Annotated in this window: 14 protein-coding genes and 1 pseudogene; 13 read left to right on the forward strand and 2 right to left on the reverse strand. The window is 60.6% G+C overall.

The genetic code is table 11. The features are described from left to right. Positions 1-254: 254 nt before the first annotated feature. From AB4N64_RS19835 to cmoB, 8 genes and pseudogenes are all read left to right on the forward strand, one after another. Positions 255-1636, forward strand: a pseudogene (locus tag AB4N64_RS19835) (carbohydrate porin). 94 nt (positions 1637-1730) lie between these two features. Next, positions 1731-4142 carry a glucose/quinate/shikimate family membrane-bound PQQ-dependent dehydrogenase gene (locus AB4N64_RS19840; protein ID WP_460117689.1) on the forward strand — a complete coding sequence of 804 codons (2412 nt, stop codon included), beginning with the start codon at positions 1731-1733 and terminating at the stop codon, positions 4140-4142. 248 nt (positions 4143-4390) lie between these two features. Further along, positions 4391-6808, forward strand: a complete 2418-nt coding sequence (lon, locus tag AB4N64_RS19845; protein ID WP_460117691.1) for an endopeptidase La — start codon at positions 4391-4393, stop codon at positions 6806-6808. A 176-nt stretch (positions 6809-6984) separates the two neighbouring features. Beyond that, positions 6985-7395, forward strand: coding sequence for a hypothetical protein (locus tag AB4N64_RS19850; RefSeq protein WP_460117693.1), 411 nt, complete (start codon positions 6985-6987; stop codon positions 7393-7395). A 129-nt stretch (positions 7396-7524) separates the two neighbouring features. Continuing rightward, positions 7525-7917 carry a protease inhibitor I42 family protein gene (locus AB4N64_RS19855; RefSeq protein WP_460117694.1) on the forward strand — a complete coding sequence of 131 codons (393 nt, stop codon included), beginning with the start codon at positions 7525-7527 and terminating at the stop codon, positions 7915-7917. A gap of 2 nt (positions 7918-7919) precedes the next feature. Then, positions 7920-8555: a lysoplasmalogenase gene (locus tag AB4N64_RS19860; protein WP_460117696.1), complete on the forward strand. Its 636-nt coding sequence runs from the start codon at positions 7920-7922 to the stop codon at positions 8553-8555. 74 nt (positions 8556-8629) lie between these two features. Further along, positions 8630-9409, forward strand: a complete 780-nt coding sequence (gene cmoA / locus AB4N64_RS19865) for a carboxy-S-adenosyl-L-methionine synthase CmoA (RefSeq protein WP_460117698.1) — start codon at positions 8630-8632, stop codon at positions 9407-9409. Beyond that, positions 9406-10362 carry a tRNA 5-methoxyuridine(34)/uridine 5-oxyacetic acid(34) synthase CmoB gene (gene cmoB, locus AB4N64_RS19870; protein WP_460117699.1) on the forward strand — a complete coding sequence of 319 codons (957 nt, stop codon included), beginning with the start codon at positions 9406-9408 and terminating at the stop codon, positions 10360-10362. The genes cmoA and cmoB overlap by 4 nt, the downstream gene beginning before the upstream one ends. Positions 10363-10406: 44 nt before the next feature. Here the strand turns inward: cmoB and tadA are convergent, their stop codons facing one another. Beyond that, positions 10407-10904 carry a tRNA adenosine(34) deaminase TadA gene (tadA, locus tag AB4N64_RS19875; protein WP_460117701.1) on the reverse strand — a complete coding sequence of 166 codons (498 nt, stop codon included), beginning with the start codon at positions 10902-10904 and terminating at the stop codon, positions 10407-10409. Further along, entirely contained in the window at positions 10904-12277 is a 1374-nt protein-coding gene (locus AB4N64_RS19880; RefSeq protein ID WP_460117703.1) for a multicopper oxidase family protein, read from the reverse strand. The genes tadA and AB4N64_RS19880 overlap by 1 nt, the downstream gene beginning before the upstream one ends. Before the next feature lie 196 nt (positions 12278-12473). Here AB4N64_RS19880 and AB4N64_RS19885 point away from each other — a divergent pair, with 196 nt between their 5' ends. The 5 genes from AB4N64_RS19885 to AB4N64_RS19905 all read left to right on the forward strand — a co-directional run bounded on the left by AB4N64_RS19885 (position 12474) and on the right by AB4N64_RS19905 (position 22789). Beyond that, positions 12474-14171 carry a dermonecrotic toxin domain-containing protein gene (locus AB4N64_RS19885; RefSeq protein ID WP_460117705.1) on the forward strand — a complete coding sequence of 566 codons (1698 nt, stop codon included), beginning with the start codon at positions 12474-12476 and terminating at the stop codon, positions 14169-14171. Positions 14172-14194: 23 nt separating this feature from the next. Next, positions 14195-15550: a membrane-targeted effector domain-containing toxin gene (locus AB4N64_RS19890; RefSeq protein ID WP_460117706.1), complete on the forward strand. Its 1356-nt coding sequence runs from the start codon at positions 14195-14197 to the stop codon at positions 15548-15550. Between the two features lie 198 nt (positions 15551-15748). Then, entirely contained in the window at positions 15749-20038 is a 4290-nt protein-coding gene (locus AB4N64_RS19895; protein WP_460117708.1) for a membrane-targeted effector domain-containing toxin, read from the forward strand. A 287-nt stretch (positions 20039-20325) separates the two neighbouring features. Then, positions 20326-21465, forward strand: a complete 1140-nt coding sequence (locus tag AB4N64_RS19900; RefSeq protein ID WP_460117710.1) for a mandelate racemase/muconate lactonizing enzyme family protein — start codon at positions 20326-20328, stop codon at positions 21463-21465. A 40-nt stretch (positions 21466-21505) separates the two neighbouring features. After that, the gene (locus tag AB4N64_RS19905) at positions 21506-22789 is read left to right on the forward strand and encodes an MFS transporter (RefSeq protein WP_460117711.1); all 1284 of its coding nucleotides are present in this window, start codon (positions 21506-21508) and stop codon (positions 22787-22789) included. Positions 22790-22791 lie beyond the last annotated feature (2 nt).

Here is a 22791-nt window from a genome sequence, read left to right on the forward strand (position 1 = left end):
AAGTCGCGCACCTTAGCCGAGGGCCTGTCCGGGTGGAAGACTTGTGTGGCGCCATGGATTAAATGTAGGTGAAGCGCGACATATCGCCGCGCGACACTGTTACCGATTTCGAAAGAATTCATGTCGGGAAAAGGCCTTTCTCTATTTGTAACAGAACATTATCCTTGCGCCCGAAAAGCTGAAACGCTTCATCCATTCGCGTTGCATCCTTGCGGTTCGCAGTTCATCCCCAGAAAAAGATCTAGAAACTTCCCATGCCTTATTTTCGATTTTTGCGAGACAGCGCTGTCTTCGCGCCCGTCAGCCATCAAAACACCTTGAGCCTGATAACAGGCCTTGGCGCCCTAAGCCTTGCCACGTGTGTTCAGGCCGCACCCGCCTTCGATAACGATTCCCCCTGGATGCTCGGCGACTGGAACGGCACGCGCAGCGAGCTTTCGGAAAAAGGCTACGACTTCAAACTCGATTACACCGGCGAAATGGGCAGCAATCTGCACGGTGGCTACGACCACGATCGCACTGCCCGCTATAGCGATCAGTTCGGTCTGGGCGCACATCTGGACCTGCAGAAAATCCTGGGTTGGCGCGACGCAGAATTTCAGCTGACCATCACCGAACGCAGCGGTAACAACATCAGCAATGACAGGATCAACGATCCACGGGTCGGCGGTTTCACGTCGGCCCAGGAAGTCTGGGGCCGCGGACAAACCTGGCGCCTGACGCAGATGTGGTACCAGCAGAAATTCTTCGACCAGCAGCTCGACATCAAGGTCGGCCGGTTTGGTGAAGGCGAGGACTTCAACAGCTTCCCCTGCGATTTCCAGAACCTGGCGTTCTGCGGCTCGCAGGTCGGCAACTGGGTGGGCGGCATCTGGTACAACTGGCCCGTCAGCCAGTGGGCGATGCGGGTCAAGTATCACCTGACGCCCGAGCTGTATGCGCAAGTCGGCGCCTATGAGCAAAACCCGTCGAACCTCGATCGCGGCAACGGTTTCAAACTCAGCGGCAGCGGCACTCAGGGCGCGATCCTGCCGGTGGAGCTGGTGTGGACGCCGAAACTCAATGGCCTGCCGGGCGAATACCGCGCCGGTTACTACTACAGCAATGCCAATGCCACGGACGCCTACAAGGACCGCAACGGTCAGCCAGCGGCACTGAGCGGCGAGGCCTACCGAAGCGCTTCGAGCAAGCATGGCGTGTGGCTGGGCGTGCAGCAGCAGATCACCCGCCGCGCCAGCGATAATTCTCGCGGCCTGAGCGTCTTCGCCAACGGCACGATGCATGACAAGAAGACCAACGCCATCGACAACTATGTCCAGGGGGGGTCGTCTACAAGGGCCTGTTTGATGCTCGCACCAAAGACGACATCGGGTTTGCCCTGGCACGGGTTCACGTCAACCCGGCCTATCGCAAGAATGCCGAAGCTCACAACGAGGCACGGGCGGTGTACGACTACGACGACCCGTCCTTCCTGCCCCCGCAAGACACCGAGTACAGCGCCGAGCTCTATTACGGCGTGCACGTCACGAATTGGCTGACCGTGCGTCCAAATCTGCAATACATCCGCCACCCCGGTGGCGTGGACAAGGTCGACGACGCGCTGATTGGCGGGATCAAGATCCAGTCGTCGTTCTAACCATCGCCCTTGCAACTGAACCAATGCCTTCGTGGGATCGTCATCTACAGTGAACCTGCGAAGGAATACATGAAACCTTACGGAGAATCACACTATGAGCACTGATGGTGCTTTGAGTCGAGGCCGTCTGCTACCGACGCTGCTCGGCCTACTGCTTCTACTAATGGGCCTGGCCATGCTGGCCGGCGGGATCAAGTTGAGCCTGCTCGGCGGCTCGCTGTATTACCTGCTGGCCGGTATTGGCCTGACATTGACCGGGGTGCTGCTGATCATGGCGCGCCGTGCGGCATTGGGCCTGTATGCACTGGTGCTGTTTGCCAGCACCGTGTGGGCCTTGTGGGAAGTCGGTCTCGACTGGTGGCAACTGGTGCCGCGTTTGGCGCTGCTGTTTGCCCTGGGCATCGTCATGTTGTTGCCTTGGTTCCGTCGCCCGATCCTGCGTGAGGGCGCAGCGCCGTTGGGCACGGGCGCGTTGGGCGTCGCCGTGGTGCTGGCAGGCGTAACCGCATTGGCCAGCCAATTCACCAACCCGGGTGAAATCAAGGGTCAACTGGACCGCGACAGCGTTGCGGGCATGGTTAACACCGCCCCGGCAATGCCCGACGGTGACTGGAATTCATACGGTCGCAGCGCCCATGGTGATCGCTATTCGCCTCTGGCGCAGATCACGCCGCAAAATGCGCACAAGCTGGTCGAGGCCTGGAGCTATCGCACCGGCGACTTGCCGGGGCCGAATGACCCGGGCGAAACCACCGCCGAAAACACCCCGCTGAAAGTCAACGGCATGCTCTACGTGTGCACGCCGCACAGCCAGGTGATCGCGCTGGACCCGGACACCGGCAAGGAAATCTGGCGTTTCGATCCGAAGCTGTCGACGCAGAATGCGGCGAACTTCAAGGGTTGGGCGCACATGACCTGCCGTGGCGTGTCCTACCACGATGACGCTGTTTATGCGTCCGAGCAGAGCCCTACCGGCAGCGCCAGCCCTGCGCCGGCAGCCAACGCCTGTCCACGCCGGATTTTCCTGCCGACCGCCGACACCCGCCTGATCGCCCTCAACGCCGACACCGGCAAGATGTGCGAAGACTTCGGTGACAACGGCCAGGTCGACCTGCGCGCCAACATCGGCGGGTTCGCCGCCGGTGGTTACTACTCCACTTCGCCGCCAGCCGTCACCAAGGACCTGGTCGTGATTGGCGGCCACGTCACCGATAACGTCTCTACCGACGAACCGAGCGGCGTGATCCGCGCATTCGACGTGCACACCGGCAAGCTGGTGTGGAACTGGGACAGCGGCAATCCGGACGACACCACGCCGATTGCCGAGGGCAAGACCTATACCCGTAACTCGCCGAACATGTGGTCCATGTTTGCCGTCGATGAAAAACTCGGCATGCTCTACCTGCCGATGGGCAACCAGACCCCGGACCAGTTCGGGGGTGCCCGCACGCCCGAATCGGAGCTGCATGCCGCGGGCCTGACCGCCCTCGACATCGCCACCGGCCAGGTGCGCTGGCACTTCCAGTTTACCCACCATGACCTGTGGGACATGGACGTGGGTGGCCAGCCTACCCTGATGGACCTGAAAACCGCTGACGGCGTGAAGCCAGCAGTACTGGCCTCCACCAAGCAAGGCAGCATCTACGTGCTCGATCGCAGCACGGGCCAGGCCATTGTGCCGATCAACGAAGTGCCGGTGCCACAAGGCGCAGTCGAAGGGGATCACACCTCGCCGACCCAGCCCAAGTCTGACTTGAACCTCATGCCGCCACCGCTGCAGGAGCACGACATGTGGGGCGTGACGCCGTTTGACCAACTGATCTGCCGGATCGACTTCAAATCCATGCGTTATGAAGGCCCGTTCACCCCGCCGTCGCTGCAGGGGTCGATCGTGTATCCAGGCAACTTCGGCGTGTTCGACTGGGGTGGTATCTCGGTGGATCCGATCCGTCAGATCGCCTTCGTGAACCCTAGCTACATGGCGTTCAAATCGAAGATGATCCCGGCGGCAGAGATTGCAGCCCAAGGCCCGCGCAAAAGCGAAACCGAAGGCGTGCAGCCGAACAAGGGCGCGCCTTATGGTGTGGTGCTGGAAGCGCTGCTCTCTCCAATGGGCCTGCCATGCCAGGCGCCAGCCTGGGGTTATGTGGCTGCCATCGACCTGACCACGTCCAAAGTGCTGTGGAAACACAAGAACGGCACCGTGCGTGACAGCTCGCCGGTACCGATCCCGTTGAGCATGGGCGTACCCAGCCTGGGCGGCACCTTCACCACCGCCGGTGGCGTGGGCTTCCTGAGCGGCACCCTCGATCAGTACCTGCGCGCTTATGACGTGAAAAACGGCAAACAATTGTGGGAAGGCCGCCTGCCCGCCGGTGCGCAAACCACACCGATGACCTACACCGGCAAGGACGGCAAGCAATATGTGCTGGTCGTGGCGGGTGGTCATGGTTCGCTGGGCACCAAGCAAGGTGACTATGTTATTGCTTACAAATTGGCTGAGTAAGCTGTAGCGGCAATAAACAAAGGCGACACCCTCAGGGGTGTCGCCTTTTTTATTGTCACCCCATCCCCTGTCGGAGCGAGCTTGCTCGCGATGGCAGTGTGTCAGGCGCCATGTTCGCTGACTGATGCACCGCCATCGCGAGCAAGCTCGCTCCTAGAGGGGGCGGGGCCGAATTAACACCCAGGTATCATTGAAACCACCATTAACCTGCCCCATCTAAGACCCATACCCATTGCGCAGGTGTCCCAATGAGCGACCAGCAAGATTTTCCCGAAGACCTGAGCGAATACGCTGATCCAGAAAATGCCCCGAGCCGTACGGCCGGCAAAGGCCTCGCGTTGCCTGGCCAAAACCTGCCGGACAAGGTCTACATCATCCCGATCCACAACCGCCCGTTCTTCCCGGCCCAGGTGTTGCCGGTCATCGTCAACGAAGAACCCTGGGCCGAAACCCTGGATCTGGTGAGCAAGTCCGACCATCACTCCCTGGCCCTGTTCTACATGGACACGCCCCAGGAAGACCCGCGCCACTTCGACACTTCCGCCTTGCCGCTGTACGGCACGCTCGTCAAGGTGCACCACGCCAGCCGCGAAAATGGCAAGTTGCAATTCGTTGCCCAGGGCCTCACTCGCGTACGCCTCAAGACCTGGCTCAAGCACCATCGTCCACCCTACCTGGTGGAAGTCGAGTATCCGCACCAGCCGAGCGAGCCGACCGACGAGGTCAAGGCCTACGGCATGGCGTTGATCAACGCGATCAAGGAACTGCTGCCGCTCAACCCGCTGTACAGCGAAGAGCTGAAGAATTACCTCAACCGCTTCAGCCCCAACGACCCCTCGCCCCTGACTGACTTCGCCGCTGCGCTGACCTCGGCGACCGGCAGCGAGTTGCAGGAAGTGCTCGATTGCGTGCCGATGCTCAAGCGCATGGAAAAAGTCTTGCCGATGCTGCGCAAGGAAGTCGAAGTCGCGCGTCTGCAAAAGGAGATTTCCGCCGAGGTAAACCGCAAGATCGGCGAGCACCAGCGCGAATTTTTCCTCAAGGAACAGCTCAAGGTCATCCAGCAGGAACTCGGCCTGACCAAAGACGACCGTAGCGCCGACATCGAGCAGTTCGAGCAGCGCCTGGAAGGCAAGGTGTTGCCGGCGCAGGTGCAAAAACGCCTCGAGGAGGAAATGAACAAGCTGTCGATCCTCGAAACAGGCTCGCCGGAGTATGCCGTCACCCGCAACTACCTCGACTGGGCGACCTCGGTGCCGTGGGGGGTATATGGCGATGACAAACTCGACCTCAAGCACGCGCGCAAGGTGCTGGACAAACACCATGCCGGGCTCGACGACATCAAGGATCGCATCCTCGAATTCCTCGCCGTTGGCGCCTACAAGGGCGAGATCAGCGGTTCCATCGTGCTGTTGGTGGGTCCGCCGGGCGTGGGCAAAACCAGCGTCGGCAAATCCATCGCCGAGTCCCTGGGGCGGCCGTTCTACCGCTTCAGTGTCGGCGGCATGCGCGACGAAGCCGAGATCAAGGGCCACCGGCGCACGTACATTGGCGCGCAACCGGGCAAACTCGTCCAGGCGTTGAAAGACGTTGAAGTGATGAACCCGGTGATCATGCTCGACGAAATCGACAAGATGGGCCAGAGCTACCAGGGCGACCCGGCTTCGGCGCTGCTGGAAACGCTGGACCCGGAGCAGAACGTCGAGTTTCTCGACCATTACCTCGACCTGCGCCTGGACCTGTCCAAAGTGCTGTTCGTGTGCACCGCCAACACCCTGGATTCCATCCCCGGCCCGTTGCTCGACCGCATGGAAGTCATTCGCCTGTCGGGTTACATCACCGAAGAAAAAGTTGCCATTGCCAAGCGCCACTTGTGGCCCAAGCTGCTGGAAAAGGCCGGTGTTTCGAAGGGCAGCCTGTCGATCAGCGACAGCGCCTTGAAAACCTTGATCGACGGTTACGCCCGTGAGGCCGGTGTGCGCCAGCTCGAAAAGCAGATGGGCAAGCTGGTGCGCAAGGCGGTGATGAAGCTGATCGACGATCCGAAGGCGGTGATCAAGCTCGGCCCGAAAGACCTCGAAGCGTCGCTGGGCCACCCAGTGTTTCGTAACGAACAGGTATTGTCCGGCACCGGCGTCATCACGGGCCTGGCGTGGACCAGCATGGGCGGCGCCACACTGCCGATCGAAGCCACACGCATTCACACGCACAACCGAGGATTCAAGCTCACCGGGCAGTTGGGTGACGTGATGAAGGAGTCGGCGGAAATTGCCTACAGCTACATCAGCTCGAACCTGAAGTCGTTTGGCGGTGATCCGAAGTTCTTCGACGAAGCCTTCGTTCACCTGCACGTGCCGGAAGGCGCCACCCCCAAGGACGGTCCGAGTGCCGGTGTGACCATGGCCAGCGCCCTGCTCTCGCTCGCACGCAACCAACCGGCGAAAAAAGGCGTGGCCATGACCGGCGAACTGACGCTCACCGGGCATGTCCTGCCCATTGGCGGGGTGCGCGAAAAAGTGATCGCGGCGCGTCGGCAGAAGATCTTCGAATTGATCCTGCCAGAGGCCAACCGTGGCAGCTTCGAAGAGTTGCCCGATTACCTGAAGGAAGGGATTACGGTGCATTTCGCCAAGCGGTTTGCGGATGTGGCGAAAGTCCTGTTCTAACGTTGAAGGCGCTGTAGATCTCTTGTTTACAGCGCCTTCTCATCCATTCACGCGACCTAAACAACCAATCGTTCTAAAAACTGTCAGTTCTGATAGTAACGCTTCTCCAACTGCTTCCAGATACTGGTGACGAACGTCGTTCAGCTCATCAATCAGCGTCATGCAGGGAGAATGAAATGGTCGCAACCACCAAAAATTCCGGAACGTTCACCGCCAAACTGCCCCCGGAGCCAGACTTCAACGCGACTCAGGTCCAGGTCTATACAGATCCTGACGGCAAAAAACACTTTTCCGGAACCTATCGCGCCAATCCAACTGACCACGATCATCGAGTTTTCTACATCATCACAAGCCGGGACATTCCCAACGGGAAACACGAATTTCCCTCAGGCCCCGATGGAATCCAAACGGTATTGTATTCCCAGCGTGTAGATAACGTAGAAGTGACCCGCGCTACCATTGAAAAAGGTACGTTCACCGTTGAGTTCCATGAAGGCAATTACAAAATTGGCTTCCATGCAGACCTGCTTGATCGCTCGGGCAAACTCATCGATGTCCTGGGCAACGTTGACATTACGGAGAGTTAGAAGTCGCAGACACTTGAAGACTATTGCCTGCACAGGCAGGGAATAGTCTTCACCGGGCGACGCTGTCACAATTTGTCTCATCTTAAGTTATGCTCGCCGTTCGTCGTGAACGCCGGAGCCTCCGCCCTTATGTCCCCCAGCCGCCTGTTTGTCCCCCTCGCCCTCGCCCTGCTGGCCGCCTGCGCTTCGCAGCCCAAACAGAACGTGACAGTGGAAAAACAAAGCGAATGCCCGGTGAAGATGAGCAACGGGCAAAACCTGATCCTGAGCCTGCCGAGCAACCCGACCACGGGCTATCGCTGGGCCATCCAGGATTCGGCCGGGGGCGTGCTGCGCGCGCTGGGGCCAGAGGTGTATCGCAACCCTGAAGATGCCGGCGTGGTGGGGGCTGCCGGGGTTTCGACCTGGCGGTTCCAGGCTTTTGCCGCGGGCACCGGGCGGTTGCGCCTGACCTCGCAACAACCCTGGGCACCGGAAGTGTTGCCGGTGGACAGCTTTGACTGCGCAATTTCGGTCAACTGATCATGGGTTGGCTGATTCTGGCGTTGATGGGCGCAGTGACCTTTCTCTATGGCCTCAGTGTGCATGCCGCACTGCTGTGCCTGCTGGTCAAGCCGTTACCGGTGCTCGCCCTGCTCGGCTGGCTGCACGACGCGCCGCCCAGCGATTATCGACGCTGGATCAGCCTGGGCCTGATCTTCTCGCTGCTCGGCGATGTGCTGCTGGCGTGGCCGGGGGATTTGTTCGTATTCGGCCTCGGGGCGTTCCTCGTCGCGCATCTGGCGTACCTCAAGGCTTACCTGAGCGATTGCCGTCGGCTGGCGCTGCTGCCGTTGATCTTCGCCCTCGTGGTGGGCGCGGTCCTGCTGGGCATCCTGCTGGCCAACGGCCTGGGCCCACTGACCGTGCCAGTGATCGTCTACGGCGTGGCTATCAGCGCCATGCTGTGGCGCGCCTTGGCCCGCCTGGGCACCGACGTGCCCAGGCGTTCGGCATTACTGGCAGCCGGCGGCGCCGTGGCGTTCGTGTTTTCCGACAGCGTGATCGGCATCAACCGCTTCGTTGCGCCGTTCAACGCCGCGCCGTATGTGATCATCCTCAGTTACTGGCTGGGGCAGTGGGGCATCACGGCTTCGGCGTTTGCACACAAACCGCGATAGCTCTTGTATTCGCACCACACCATTCCCGGCGGTTTATCAGACAAACCGCGCATCCCCACGCCAACTTGGCTAAAATGCCGGCCTTTTCCACCGACACCGCCGGAACCGCCGTGAGCAAAGAACCCGATCGCCTATTCGCCCAGCCGTTGGCCCAGGTGCCCGACTTCGCCTTCAACGAGGACGTGGTGCGGGTGTTCCCGGACATGATCAAGCGCTCGGTGCCAGGTTATCCGACCATCGTCGAAAACCTCGGCGTGCTCGCGTCGCAGTTCGCCCAGCCGAACAGTGTGCTCTACGACCTCGGTTCGTCCCTCGGCGCCGTGACCCAGGCGTTGCGCCGCCATGTGCGCACCGACGGTTGCCGCGTCATCGCTGTGGATAACTCCGCGGCGATGGTCGAGCGTTGCCGTGAATACCTCAACGGCCAGGACTCGATGTTCCAGGAGCTGTTGCCGGTGGAGGTAATCGAAGGCGACATTCTGGCTCTCGACTTCCAGCCAGCCTCAGTGGTGGCGCTGAACTTCACCCTGCAATTCATTGCCCGGCCGCAGCGCACCGAGTTGCTCGCGCGCATCCGCCAGTCGCTGCTGCCCGGTGGCGCCCTGATTCTCTCGGAAAAGCTGCGTTTTGAAGACGAGCAGGAGCACGCGCTGCTCACCGACCTGCATGTCGCCTTCAAACGCGCCAACGGCTACAGCGAACTGGAAATCGCCCAGAAGCGCAGCGCCATCGAAAACGTCATGAAGCCCGACAGCCTCGAAGAACACCGCGAACGCCTGCTGGCTGCCGGGTTCTCGAAAGTCGTGCCGTGGTTCCAGTGCCTTAACTTTGCCTCGTTGATTGCCTTGCCATGATCGATCTGTCCCCCCTCGCCCGCCATCTGGCGGGTACACCGCTGGCCGAATGGGCCAACACCCTGCAAGCGCAACTCGACAAGAAAATGGAAAAGGGTCACGGCGACCTGGAGCGCTGGCAGAGTGCGCTGGATGCCCTGCCGAACATCCAGCCCAGCAAAGTCGACCTGCTCAATGGCCTGAAACTGGATACCGATTGCGACGACGCCACCCGCGCGCAGATGCGCAGCGCCTTGATGGGCCTGTCGCCATGGCGCAAGGGACCGTTCGATCTGTTTGGCGTGCACGTCGACACCGAATGGCGTTCGGACTGGAAGTGGTCGCGGGTCGCTCCGCACCTGGATCTCAAGGGCAAGCGCATCCTCGATGTCGGCTGCGGCAACGGCTATTACATGTGGCGCATGCTCGGCGCCGGTGCCGACAGCGTGATCGGCGTCGACCCGAACTGGCTGTTCTTCTGCCAGTTCCAGGCGGTGCAGCGTTACCTGTCGCAACCCAATGCCTGGCACCTGCCGTTTCCTTTCGAAGACTTGCCAGCGAACCTGGAAGGTTTCGATACAGTGTTTTCCATGGGCGTGTTCTACCATCGCCGCTCGCCGATCGAGCATTTGCTGGCGCTGAAGGATTGCCTGGTCAAGGGCGGTGAACTGGTACTGGAAACCCTGGTGGTCGAAGGCGACAAGCATCAGGTGTTGGTACCGGAAGATCGCTACGCACAGATGCGCAACGTGTGGTTCCTGCCGTCCGTGCCGGCGCTGGAATTGTGGCTGCGACGTGCCGGTTTCAGCGATGTGAAGTGCGTGGATGTGAGCGTGACCACGGTCGAGGAACAGCGCGGGACGGAGTGGATGAAGTACCAGTCGCTCAGCGATTTCCTCGATCCTGAGGATCACAGCAAAACGATCGAAGGGCTGCCGGCGCCGATGCGGGCGGTCATAGTGGCTAAAAAGTAAGTTCTGAAAACAACCAGTAACCCTGTGGGAGCGGTGTCAGTTTTCTAATCTGCCGATTTGGCCCGTCGCGCCTTGAAGAACTCACTCAACACCGCCCCACACTCCTCTGCCAGCACCCCGCCCTCAAACAGCACCCGGTGATTCAAGAAGCCCTGGGTAAAAAACTGCCCCTGGCTCTGAACGATCCCGGCCTTGGGCTCCAGCGCGCCGTACACCACCCGCGCAATGCGCGAATGCACGATCAGCCCGGCGCACATGCTGCACGGTTCCAGCGTCACGTAGAGCGTACTGCCCGGCAGCCGGTAGTTGCTGGCAGCCAACGCCGCTGCGCGGATCGCCACCATTTCGGCGTGGGCACTGGGGTCGTGGCCGCTGATCGGGCAATTGAAGCCACGGCCGATGATTTCACCGTCCTGCACCAGCACCGCGCCCACCGGCACCTCACCCAGCGCCGCGCCTTGTTCGGCCAGTGCCAGGGCTTCACGCATGAAGTCGCGGTCACGGCTGCGATCGATGATCGCAGCAGGTCGAATCTGACGCATCACGCCACCTCGATGGCGGCCATCAGGCCGGTTTCCATGTGGTCGATCACATGGCAATGGAACATCCACACACCCGGGTTATCCGCCACCAGCGCCACCTGTGCACGCTCGTTCTTGCCCAGCAGATAGGTATCGGTGAAATACGGAATCACCTTGTGCCGGTTCGAGGCGATGACCTTGAAGCTCATGCCGTGCAGGTGAATCGGGTGTTGATACTGGGTCAGGTTCTTCAATTCAAATATGTAGCTTTTGCCCTTTTCAAGCTTGGCAATCGGCCGGTCAGCACAGGTCTTGTCGGTGATGTCCCAGGCCTTGCCGTTGATTTGCCACAGGCTCGGCGGTCTGTTGTCGACGTTGACCGACACCGAACCGACCCACTCGAAATTGAAGTTGAGTTTCTCGGCATTGGCCAGGTCCGGCTCGGCTACCGGGTTGGCCGGCAGTGCCGGTGGCCAGGTGGTCGGTTCGTCATTGTTGGCCACCGAGCGCAGTGTGCCCAAACGCACCGGGCCGTTGCGCAGAGACAACTCTTCGCCGGCCGGCGGCGCCTTGATCGCCAGGCAAATGCGCATGCCAGGTCCCAGCCAGTATTCCTTGCCCAGCGGGCGCGGTTCGATGGGGTTACCGTCCAGGGCGTAGATCTTCGCTTCGACGCCGGGAATGTTCAGGCGATAGGTCAGGGTGTTGTCGAGGTTGAGCAGGCGCACCCGTGTAATCTGCCCCGCCGGCAAGTCGATGACCGGCGATGGCACACCGTTGATGGTCACCAGACGCCCGGCCGTACCGCCACGGGCGGCTTCACGGGGAATGCTGAACTCGACGAAATTGCCTTGCTCATCGACGTGCCAGTTCTTCAGGCTCACGGTTTTTTCGTAATTGAACCCGGTCGGCTCGCGCTCTTCGACAATCAACGGCCCAACCAGCCCGCGCCCCAGTTCCTCGCTGCTGTTCACGTGAGGGTGATACCAGTAACTGCCGGCGTCGGGCACACGGAATTTGTAGTCGAAGTATTCGCCCGGCAGCACCGGAAGTTGGGACACATAGGGAACGCCGTCCATCTCCAGCGGCAGGCGGATGCCGTGCCAGTGAATGGTGGTAGCGACCGGCAGATGGTTGATAAACCGAACCCGCAGCCATTCGCCCTGGCGCACGCGCAACTCGGTGCCCGGCGCCGATGCGCCAAACGCCCAGGCCGGAGTCTTGTGCCCGGCAACCAGCTCCACATCCAGGGGCGCGGCGATCAACTCGTAGTCATGACCCGCGTCGGCATCGGCCATCTTGCCCAGCCAGTAACGCGAGGCGCCGCCCGCACCGACACCAACGACAACAAGACCGGCCAGGCCACCGAGGATTTGGCGACGGGTAAAAGACATGAACTCAACCACCTTAACGTCCAGCGCAAACCCAGCGGCCTGCAAAAGGCGAATACGATACACCTGCGGTTGCGAAACGGTAAGGGCAGCGCGGCGGATGGACGCATGTGCGCACGTCTGTGCGGTACATATGTACCGCCCCGGCGACAATTGAAGGGTTCACCCTCGAGGTCCCTATTCTCAAGGCACCGAGTCAATGAACACTGACCAGACCCCTCCCTTGCCCAATGCCGCCGACAAGGCGGCCCTGAAGGCGATTGCCGCCCATGTGGTCCGGACTTGCCCGAGCCTGCACGATACCGCCCACGAAGTTGCCGCCAACCTGTTGGTGAAATACGGCATCCATGATCTCGACCCCGATCAGGTGTATTTCCACCGGTTCAAGACCGCACAAAGTCTGGCGTCGTCTTTCACCGGTTGGCAGCATTACGGCGAAAAACCCTACGAATCCCTGACCCTCACGCAACTGGTGATCTACCGATTCCGCGCTACCGACCAGGACAACGCCGACCTTTTGGACACCTACGGCGGCTTCTACACCGCAGGCCCCGAGGTGGAAAACTTCGACGCCAGCAATGAAGTGCCACTGCATGGCAATGAGGTGCTCAAGCACTTCTGGGACCTCAACTTCAGTGACATTTACCGCAACAAACTGCATGCCTTCTGGGACGCCTACGCCGGTGACTTCCGCACGCTGACCAAATGCACGCTCCTGGGCAAAACCATCGAGGCCCATGAGAGCGGGCGATTGAACCTCGAAGATTGCAACATGGCGCTGGAGGCGGTGATCGGTCCGATCACCTGGCCGGCCACGTTGAAAATGCTGCAAGCCGATGCGTCACCCGTCTCGTACCTGCGCGTCGCCGCCCTGGATATCGCCGGCCACGCCGCCACGAATATCCTGCGAATCATCGATGCCAAGGGCCAGCAGATTCTCTATGTACCGGGTGAGGACACACCTTTGCAGGTGTTCGAGACACCCTCGGACCTGCACTGGTGGATCCTCAATCAAATGAACGATGAATCCGCTCGCCGAGCCCTCATGACTCATTTCCCATTGGCGGAACGCCAGGCCATCAGCGAAAACCTCGTCGACCTGATGAATCGCCTGACAAGCACCTGGGGCCATTCCGATCATCACCTGATCAACCAGAAAGACCAGACGATTACCGGGGACGCCTTTGGCTGGCTCCGCGACTCGACCCGCAACGCCATGACCGAAGAAGCCAACCTGTCACTGACCTCCAATGGCGATCTGCGCAAGAAACTCTGGATCGGTTACCTCAGCGCCGGCCTCAAGGTGTTCGGCCCGATGGCCGCGGTGGGCTGGCCAGTGGCACTGCCGGTGATTGGCGCGAGCATTGCCAGCATGGGCCTGAATATCGATCAGGCGGTAACCGGCAAGACCGCCAGTGAGCGCAAGGAAGGCGTGATCGGGGCGATCTTCAATGCCATCGACGCGCTGTTCAATCTGCCGTTTCTCAAGGGTGTCGGGTCGGTGGCGGAGGTCGGTGCCGAGGTCGATGCGGCGGAAGCGGCAGAGTGGGACGAGTACGCCGAGTCGTCACGAACCCCGGACGAATCGGCCGTGCCCGATAAACCATCCGAAGGGCTGCCAACAGCCGCAGAAGCGCCGTCGCCGAAGCCGGCTTCGCGCACCGACATACCGGAAAAATTTCAAACCAACGAACTGCTGGACAGCAAGACGCCCGTCAGCGAACCCGGTAAATTCCAGGGTATCTATCAGCTCGATGGCGACCCGCCGTACGCCATCATGATCAACGACAACGCCTACTACGTGCGCTACTTCCCCGACTCCAGGGGGGCGGTTACTGGGCGATCGTCGACCCGACCCGGCCCAACCAGTTTATCCACTCCCTGCCCGTGCGCCTGAATGCCGAAGGACAATGGGAACGGATGCCCAAACTGCGATTGGCGGCCGGTGGGCAATGCATGGGCAAGACCGCCTGCGTGGTCGAACTGGAGTTGACTGAACAAGCAGCCGCCCAGCCCGCACCGCCCGCCCCGGAACAACCCCATTCGAGCGCTCTGCCGCCCATTTCCACCGGACCCAGACGAATTGTGACGTCCTACGACGTCGATCCCTATAAAGCGTACGGTTTGAAGCGCTGGGCATTGGACCTCCCTGAAACCCACGTCCGGATACAGAGAGGCCCCAGCGGCGAATTGCTTTCCCAGGATCGCTACGCACTTAACTTCGCCCAGAAACACCAGTCGCTGTTGACGTCCGCACGGCGTTTCTACCAGAACCTCGACTGGCGCTCTTTGCCTTCACGTCCGCACATTCCGGCGGTCGACAGTTCGATGACGTTCACAACGTTGATCAAGCGCACGTTCAGCGCCTTTCCCGGATTGGTCATCGGCGAAACACTTGACCGGATCACCAGCATGAAACTGGTGATCAAGGACATGCCAACGCTGGCCGCCGAGGGCGTGAAAACCATCTACATGCGGCGCCTGCTCGCCGACTTTGCCCAGGAGGACCTCAATCAATATTTCAACACCGGCGTGATGTCCGAGGACCTGGAAAAATACCTGACTCAACTGGGCACCGATCCGGCTGGGCGCTTCAATGATCTGGAGCTGGTCAAGGCAGCCCGAGCCCAGCGTATCCGCGTGCAGGCTCTGGACTGCGCGGCCAACTATCGAAAACCCGTCGCCATGATCCCCCACGATGAGCAGATGATGGCCAACCACCTGGCGAGCGAAATCATGTTCTCGGACAGGGTGCTCAATGGCGCCGGGAAATGGTTGGTACTGACCGGAGCGCAAAGCACCAACACGTTCAGGGGGATGGCAGGCCTCAGCGAGTTGGAAGGAGGCCTGGGCGTACGCATTGAGGAGGTGGACCCAGGACAAGGGCATGGCCTGGAAATCGATCCCGGCATTGAAATGGATCGCGGCCCCTCCGTGACCAGCGTGTTCAAGGGCAGGACCGACATCCTTTACAGCGACCTGCGCCTGCAAGTGGAAGCGTCGCCGGTGAATTGGACCGAAGAGCGAATCAGACGCCTGCTGTTCCGCAAGGGCATGTACCTGTTCCAGAAAGCCGAAGGTGCATACACCCTCGTCCATCGCAGCGGCGAGGGCTCCATCGTCCACACCGCCGTGGAGCCACTGGCGCACGGTAACCTGTGCATCATCCGCCCCGCATGGACAGAGGTCAGCGGCGTTCCGTTTCCTTCCGTCGAGCTGCTGTCGCGGGCGCTGAACGGCATGGGCATGGTGTTGCAGAGTCGCATCCCGAGCTGATCTGGCCGTCAGCCTATCGATGCCCCCGCGGGCCACATCGACCCGCGCGGGTTCACGATGCGCTCGCACGCTGCGGTTTTTTCGTACGCATACCATCCATGTTCCGACATCGCACTGCCCTGTCTTCTGACAGACCCCTCACCCTTGCGCCTGAAATGATCCTGGCTGTTTTCAACCCACCACGATCAAGGAAAGCCTGTGGACACTCCAAAAGACGATGCACTGCCCAATTCCGCCGACAGAGAGGCGCTCAAGCAACTGGTTCCGACACTCGTCGCCTCCTGCCCCGACATGTACGAAATGGCCTGCGCCATCTCCCGGGATATTCTTGCCGAACACCACCTCAGCCACTTGGAACCCGAACAGGTTTACTTCCATCGATTTCACGCCGCGCAAAGTAGCCCGCTGACCTTCACCGGCTGGGAGCATCGTGTTGAAGTCCCCCGCGAATCGATGACCCTGCCGCAACTGGTCATCCAGCGATTCAGCGTGCACGACCAGGACAACGCCGACCTGCTCGACTCCGACGCCGGCTTCTACACCGACGGCCCGGACGCCGGCAATTACGACCAGACCAACGAAATACGTTTGCACGCCAAGGATGTGCTGAAGGTGTTCTGGGACCTCAACTTCGCCGACAAGTACCGGAAAAAGATCAAGGCGTTCTGGTACAACCACCGCAAGACGTTCCGCATGTTGGCCAAATGTACTTTTCTCGCCAAGGCCATGGAGGACCGTGAAAGCGGGCGGCTTTCCGACGATAACTTCCGGACGGCCGTCAACGCCGTGGCCGGCAACGTCCGTTGGCCTGTGACGCGCCAGATGCTCGAAGAGCAAGCACCACCTGCCAAGGGCGTACGCATCAGCCTGTTGAAAGTCGGCGACTTCATCGCCACCGACATCCTGTGCATCGTCGACGCCCATGGCAGGAAAATGATCTACACCCCTGGCGAAGTTTGGGGCGTGCATGCCTTGCAGTCCGACCGCCATGTGCACTGGTGGATCCTGTCGAAAATCAAGACGCCGTCCGGTCGCAAGCGTTTCATGGCGCACTTCCAGGTTGCCGATCACGACATTACGGGGGACACCTCCTCGCGCAAGAGTGCAAAGCTTGAGTGGCTTGAAATACTGAACCCGGGCGCGGCACTCGCGGCAAAGATACTGAGTGAGCCAAACAACCAGAACGTCGGCCTCACCCATGTGCTCGATCTGCTGACCACAACCTGGCACACCAATGATCACAAGTTGGTCGCACTGTCGGCCGAAGCGGTGGAAGGCGATGCCTTCACGTTCCTGGGGTACGCGACCCATGCGCGCATGATCAGCGACGCCGAGTTCATGCTGCACTCCAATGGCGAGCTGCGTAAAAAACTGTGGATCGGTTACCTGAACGCCTTTAACAAGATGTTTGGTCCGATGGCCGCTGTGGGCTGGCCAGTCGCGCTGGCGGTGGTGGGTGCGGGCATCGCCAACGTCGGACTGGAGATCGATCAGGCGGTCAACGGCAAGACACCGGGCGCGCGCAAGTCAGCAGTGACCGCGGCAATCTTCACCGCCATCGACACGCTGTTCAACGCCACGTTCCTGGCGGGTGAAGGCGCCCTGCCGGAAATTGCCGAGACCTCGGTGCTCATAGAAGAGGAAGAGGCGCTACTGTTTGAAGCGGCGAAGGCGCGTACTCCGCTGCCGCCGATCGAGGATATCGCACCGACGCAAGTATTGCCCAAGGCACCGGAGAATTTCCTCGACTCGTTCAAAACCACCCTCACCGAACCGACTCTCCTGGAGGCCGACAACCCCAAATTCCAGGAAATCTTCAGGACACCGTCCGGCAAGACCTACATCCTGATGCGCCGCGCCGGCGCCGATGCCTTCTACGAGGTGCGCTATGTCGAGCAGATGCGTGGGTGGGTGATCATCGACCCGGTGCACCCCTACTCGTTTTATCGCAATGTGCCGGTGCGCCTGAACGAAGCGTTGAAATGGGAGCCGGTCGCCCGCCCCGGCTTGCGCGGCGGCATGAAGATCTTCGGCGACTGGCCCTGGGGGCATACGACCACACCGCTGCCGGAAATCGCCACAGAACCCATGCCCTACGACGTGGCGGAATCGGTAAAAGCCGAACTGCGACCCGTGGCCGAGGCCCGTACCGATGATTTCCCACTGGACATCGGGCCTGAAACCGATGGCCTTTACCAGAACTTCAAATCGCTGCGTCGTCGCCTTTATGCCGACGCGAGCAGCTTCTATCGCGACCCCGTCTTGCCCGCGCGGCCGGCAGTGCCTGCCGTAAAATCGTCGACCACCTTTGCCGACTTGAGCAAAGGCGTGCTCAAGGATGGGCCTGGCCTGGTGCTCGGGCAGCCGAACGCCAGCACCACCGCCCGACGCCTCCTCATCAAGAACTTCAAAGTGCTGAACAAGCAGAAGGTCAGGACGTTGTACGTGGATCGCCTGATGACCGATTTCCACCAGGCCGACCTCGATCTGTTCCACCAGATCGGCGAAATGTCCCCAACGCTGGAAGATTCGCTGAAGGCCATGGACCTGCAGATGGGCACCGATCCGGCCGGCCCCCACAGTTACATCGAGCTGGTGACGGCCGCGCAGAAAAACCACATTCGCGTGCAAGCCATCGACTGCATGGCCAGCCGGCGATTTCCAGGCATGGAGCGCACGACGGACGCCAGTGCCCGGAAAATGCTGAACTACTTTTCGGACGAAACCATCCGCGCCGACCAGACCGCACGAGGGGCCAATCGCTGGGTGGCGCTGGTGGATGACGATCGCGCCGGTAGCCTTTACAACGTCGCGGGCATCGGCAAGCTGAGGGGCGCCGTCTCGTTGCGCATTGAAGACGTGCCCACCGGCGCTGCCGGGTTGACCGTCGATCCAGGAAGAGAAGTGCTCGATGAGTTGGATCGCGCTATCGACCTGCTCAAGGGCGACCTGCGCCTGCAAGTGGAAGCCAACACACCCATTGTCACGTTCAAGACGGTCGAGAAAGCCTTGCCCAGAAGTGGCATGTTCATGATTGAAGACAATGCAACCCTGATCCACCGCAGCAGTGACGGGACTCTGGTGCGCACACCGTTGCAGCGCGATGCCGGTGGATATTTCCTGATACGTCCACGGTGGAGGCTGGTCAGCGGACGTCGCTACGCCAGCCTCAATGAACTGGCCCTGGCGCTGGGAGACGAAGGCCTGACCCAAGCGCATGTGCGCATCGATCCCCTGGCTGCAGAGCCGCACATCAAGCCGCTGCCGGCTGCCGGAGGTACGGGCCAGGTGCCGAACCCGGATATCGAGCTGCCCGATAATCCGCTGTTTACCTCACCCTACGAGATTCCACGGGAGCTTCGCGGGAGTCTCAAGGACGCCGTCAACAACCCAGACGGGAGACTGCTGGGGGATGTTTTTGCTGAACTTGACGAAGAAGGCTCCTCACTGTCGGTCTTCCAGGCTTCACGTCGACGCTTGTTTGAGGCGACCAAAGCGTTTTTCGCCGACCTGGTCCTGGCCAAGCGACCACCGCTGCCGCCGATCGATCCCGCCTGGAATGCCGAATCGTTCATCGAGTGGTGGCTGGTGCATTACGACGGCCTGGTCATTGGTGAGAGTCATGCCGACATCGGCAGCAAGCAGTGGCTGATCGAAAATATGGAACTGATGGCCCGCAAGGGTGTGAAAACACTCTACATGGAGCATTTGCTCACTGACTTTCACCAGGCGTCACTGGACAGTTTTGCCAGGAGCGGCGTCATGCCCAGGGACCTTGAAATGTACCTGCAGAGCCTGGATACGGGCCACATGACCGATCCGTCACTCACCTTCAACTTCCTCGAACTGGTGAGGGAAGCCACCCGCTACGGCGTCCGGGTCCAGGCCATCGACTGCATGGCCAGTTACCGGCTGAACGGCATGCAGGGCCTGCAAAAGACCACACGCCAGGCGATGATGAATTTCTACGCCCAGACCGTCATCGACGCCGACCTGACGACTCGCGGGCCAGGCAAATGGGTGTCGCTAGTGGGGAACTCCCACGCCAGTACATTTGAAGGTGTGCCTGGGGTCAGTGAATTGGAGAATGCGCTGGGGCTGCGCATCGAAGATGTGGGCAAGGGCCAGTCGCACGGCTTTGAACCTGATCCTGGCAGAACCTATATCGATATCACGGGCAAGCCGGAGGGGACGGTGAAAAGCGATCTCCGATTACAGATGGAAACGCCATGGCTGAGCCGAACGGACGAGGAGCTCGAACAGTTACTGAGCCGCCCCGGCATGTACACCCTCCAACGCAGACCGGACCGCGTTTTTCTCGTACACCGTGGGCGTGATGGCGTGATCGTGAAAACGCCTATCTGGTATGAGTCCGGGCATTTTTATATTCAACGCCCGGCGTGGCTATCACTGCATGAAAAACGCTTCTCCAACATGGGAGCACTGCGCAGGACTTTGGAAGAACTGAAACTGACCGAAGCGAGCTGATCCGCAACGCACGGATGCCGCACAGATCGCCCCCCTCTGCAGGAGCGAGCATGCTCGCGATGGTGGTGAACGATGACGCTGGTTGTCTGGATGCCAGCGGTGTCTGGACGGCCATCGCGAGCATGCTCGCTCCTACACCAAAGCCCCCTGCCCCGTGCTAGAGCCTCCCGCTGCAGGCAAAATGCGATGTCACAAAATGTTTCACTGTCATTTTCTATGTTGTACGATGACGTACCTGTGCTTCATGACAGACCCACAATTTTAATAAAATGGGCAAGGAGCGACTTTTGATCATTCGCAGTATCGAAGTTATCCGCATCAGCATCCCGTTCAGTACGGGCGCCAGCCAGCGGCAAAACCACGGCCAGGCCAAGGACGACGACGCCTTCAATGCCGCCTCGCCCAGCCATCAGCGCATGCAAAGCCTGATGCTCAAAGTCACCACGGACACCGGGCTGGTAGGCTGGGGTGAAGCGTTCGGACACGGCTCCAATCCGGTGACGTTCCAGGCGTTGACGGCCGTGGTCGGCCCGATGTTCATCGGCACTTCGCTGGAGCATCGCGAGCAGACGATGGAAAAGGTCCGCCGCGCCGTGCATGGTTTCGGCTCGACCGGTGCCATGGTCTACGCCCTCTCCGGTATCGACATCGCCCTGTGGGACCTCGCGGCCCAGGTGGCCGGCGCTCCGCTGCATCAACTGCTGGGCGGCACGCCTCGCAAGCTGGAGCTGTATGCCAGCCTGGTCAGCTACGGCAACGATCCCGACGAGGTCTATCGCCAGGTCAGCCGCGCCCGCGATCTGGGCTTTCGCAAGATCAAACTGCACGAAACCCACGTCGACGCGATTGCCGCCGCTCGCAGGGCTCTGCCTGTCTCTGCGGGCGAGTTGATGGTGGACGTGAATTGCCCATGGTCGGTTACCGAAGCGAGCGAAATCGCCGAACGCCTGAAAACCCTGGAATTGACCTGGCTGGAAGAACCGGTCTGGCCGCCCGATGACGTCGCCGGACTGGCACAGGTGCGTCAACAAGGCGTGCCGTTGTCCGCGGGCGAGAATGCTGCCGGAGTACAGGGCATCAAGACCTTGCTCGAACAACAAGCCATCGATGTGGTGCAACCCAGCGTGGCGAAAATCGGTGGCATCGGCGCCATGCTTCAGGTATTTGCCCTCGCTGAACAGCATGGCGTGAAAGTCGTGCCGCACTGCTTCTACTTCGGCCCAGGCCTTTTGGCCGTGGCGCACCTGTGCACGTTGCTGCCGCCGAATGTGGCGGTGGAAGTGCCCTTCATCGAGTTCGAACGCCTGCTCTACCCTGCCCTGGCCTTCAAGCCGCACATGCAACTGCCAACCGCCCCCGGCCTGGGCTTCGACCCGGACCTGCAAGTGCTCGAAGACTACTGCCTGGAACGTACGTTGATCGACTGAGCCATCCCTGTTTTCTGTCAATAATAAAGGCCATAAAAGAATGAAAGGCTATTACCGCTGGAACATTGCCGGCCTGCTGTTTTTCGCCGGCATGCTCAACTACCTCGACCGCGCGGCCCTCTCGGTCGTCGCGCCACTGCTCAAGACCGAATTGCACATCGACGATGCGCAAATGGGCTTCATCTTCAGCTCGTTTTTCTTCGGCTACTGCGCGCTGTGCTTCATCGGCGGCTGGGCGGCGGACAAGTACGGGCCGAAAAAGGTGTTCGCCTGGGCCGCCGGCAGTTGGTCGGTGTTCTGCGGCCTGACCGCCGTCATCACCGGCTACCTGCAACTGCTGATCTTCCGCGTATTGTTTGGCATGGGCGAGGGGCCGATGGGCACCACGACCAACAAGGCCATCACCAACTGGTTCCCACGCCAGGAAGCCGGACGCGCCCTGGGCTTCACCAACTGCGGGCAACCGCTGGGCGCAGCTCTGGCTGGTCCCGTGGTCGGGCTGGTGGCGTTCAACTTCGGCTGGCGCATTTCCTTCGTGGTCATCGCCGTGCTGGGCGCGTTGTGGCTACTGGCCTGGCTGATGATCTTCAAGGACACCCCGGACCAGCACGCGAGTGTCTCCCAGGCCGAACGTGAACTGATCCGTGCCGGGCGCGAAGAAGTGTTGGTGGAGAACGTCGAAGAAGGCCGCAGCCTGTTCAGCTACATTTTTTCCATACCGGTACTGGCCGTCGCGACCGCGTTCTTCTGCTTCAACTACGTGCTGTATTTCTTCCTGACCTGGCTGCCCAGCTACCTGATGGACTACCAGCACCTGGACATCAAGAGCATGAGCATCATCGGCGTGATCCCGTGGCTCGGTGCGGCGGTGGGCTTCCTCGGCGGCGGCTTCCTCACCGATGCCCTGACCAAGAAGCTCAACAACGTCATCCTTGCCCGTAAAATCATGCTCATCCTGGGCCTTGGCGTCGCCGCCACCTGCGTGCTGATCACCACCCAGGTGACTTCGCTGAGCATGGCCGTGGCGTGCATCACCATTTCCAGCGTGTTCCTGTTCGTGACCCCGCAAATCTGCTGGGCCCTGATTCAGGACATCGTGCCGAAAAACCGCGTCGGCGGCACCGGTGGCTTCGTCCACCTGCTGGCCAACCTGGCCGGCATCATCGCGCCCACGCTGACCGGGCTGGTCGTCCAGTACGGCGGCGGCTACAACGTGGCCTTCATCATCTCGGCGGCGGTCTGTGGCCTGGGGATGTTGGTGGTGGTGTTGGCGGTGCGGGGGCAGAGTCAGCAGGGCCCGGCTGCGGCAGCGGCGGTGCACTGAGC

The organism is Pseudomonas sp. S2_C03 (assembly GCF_054668405.1).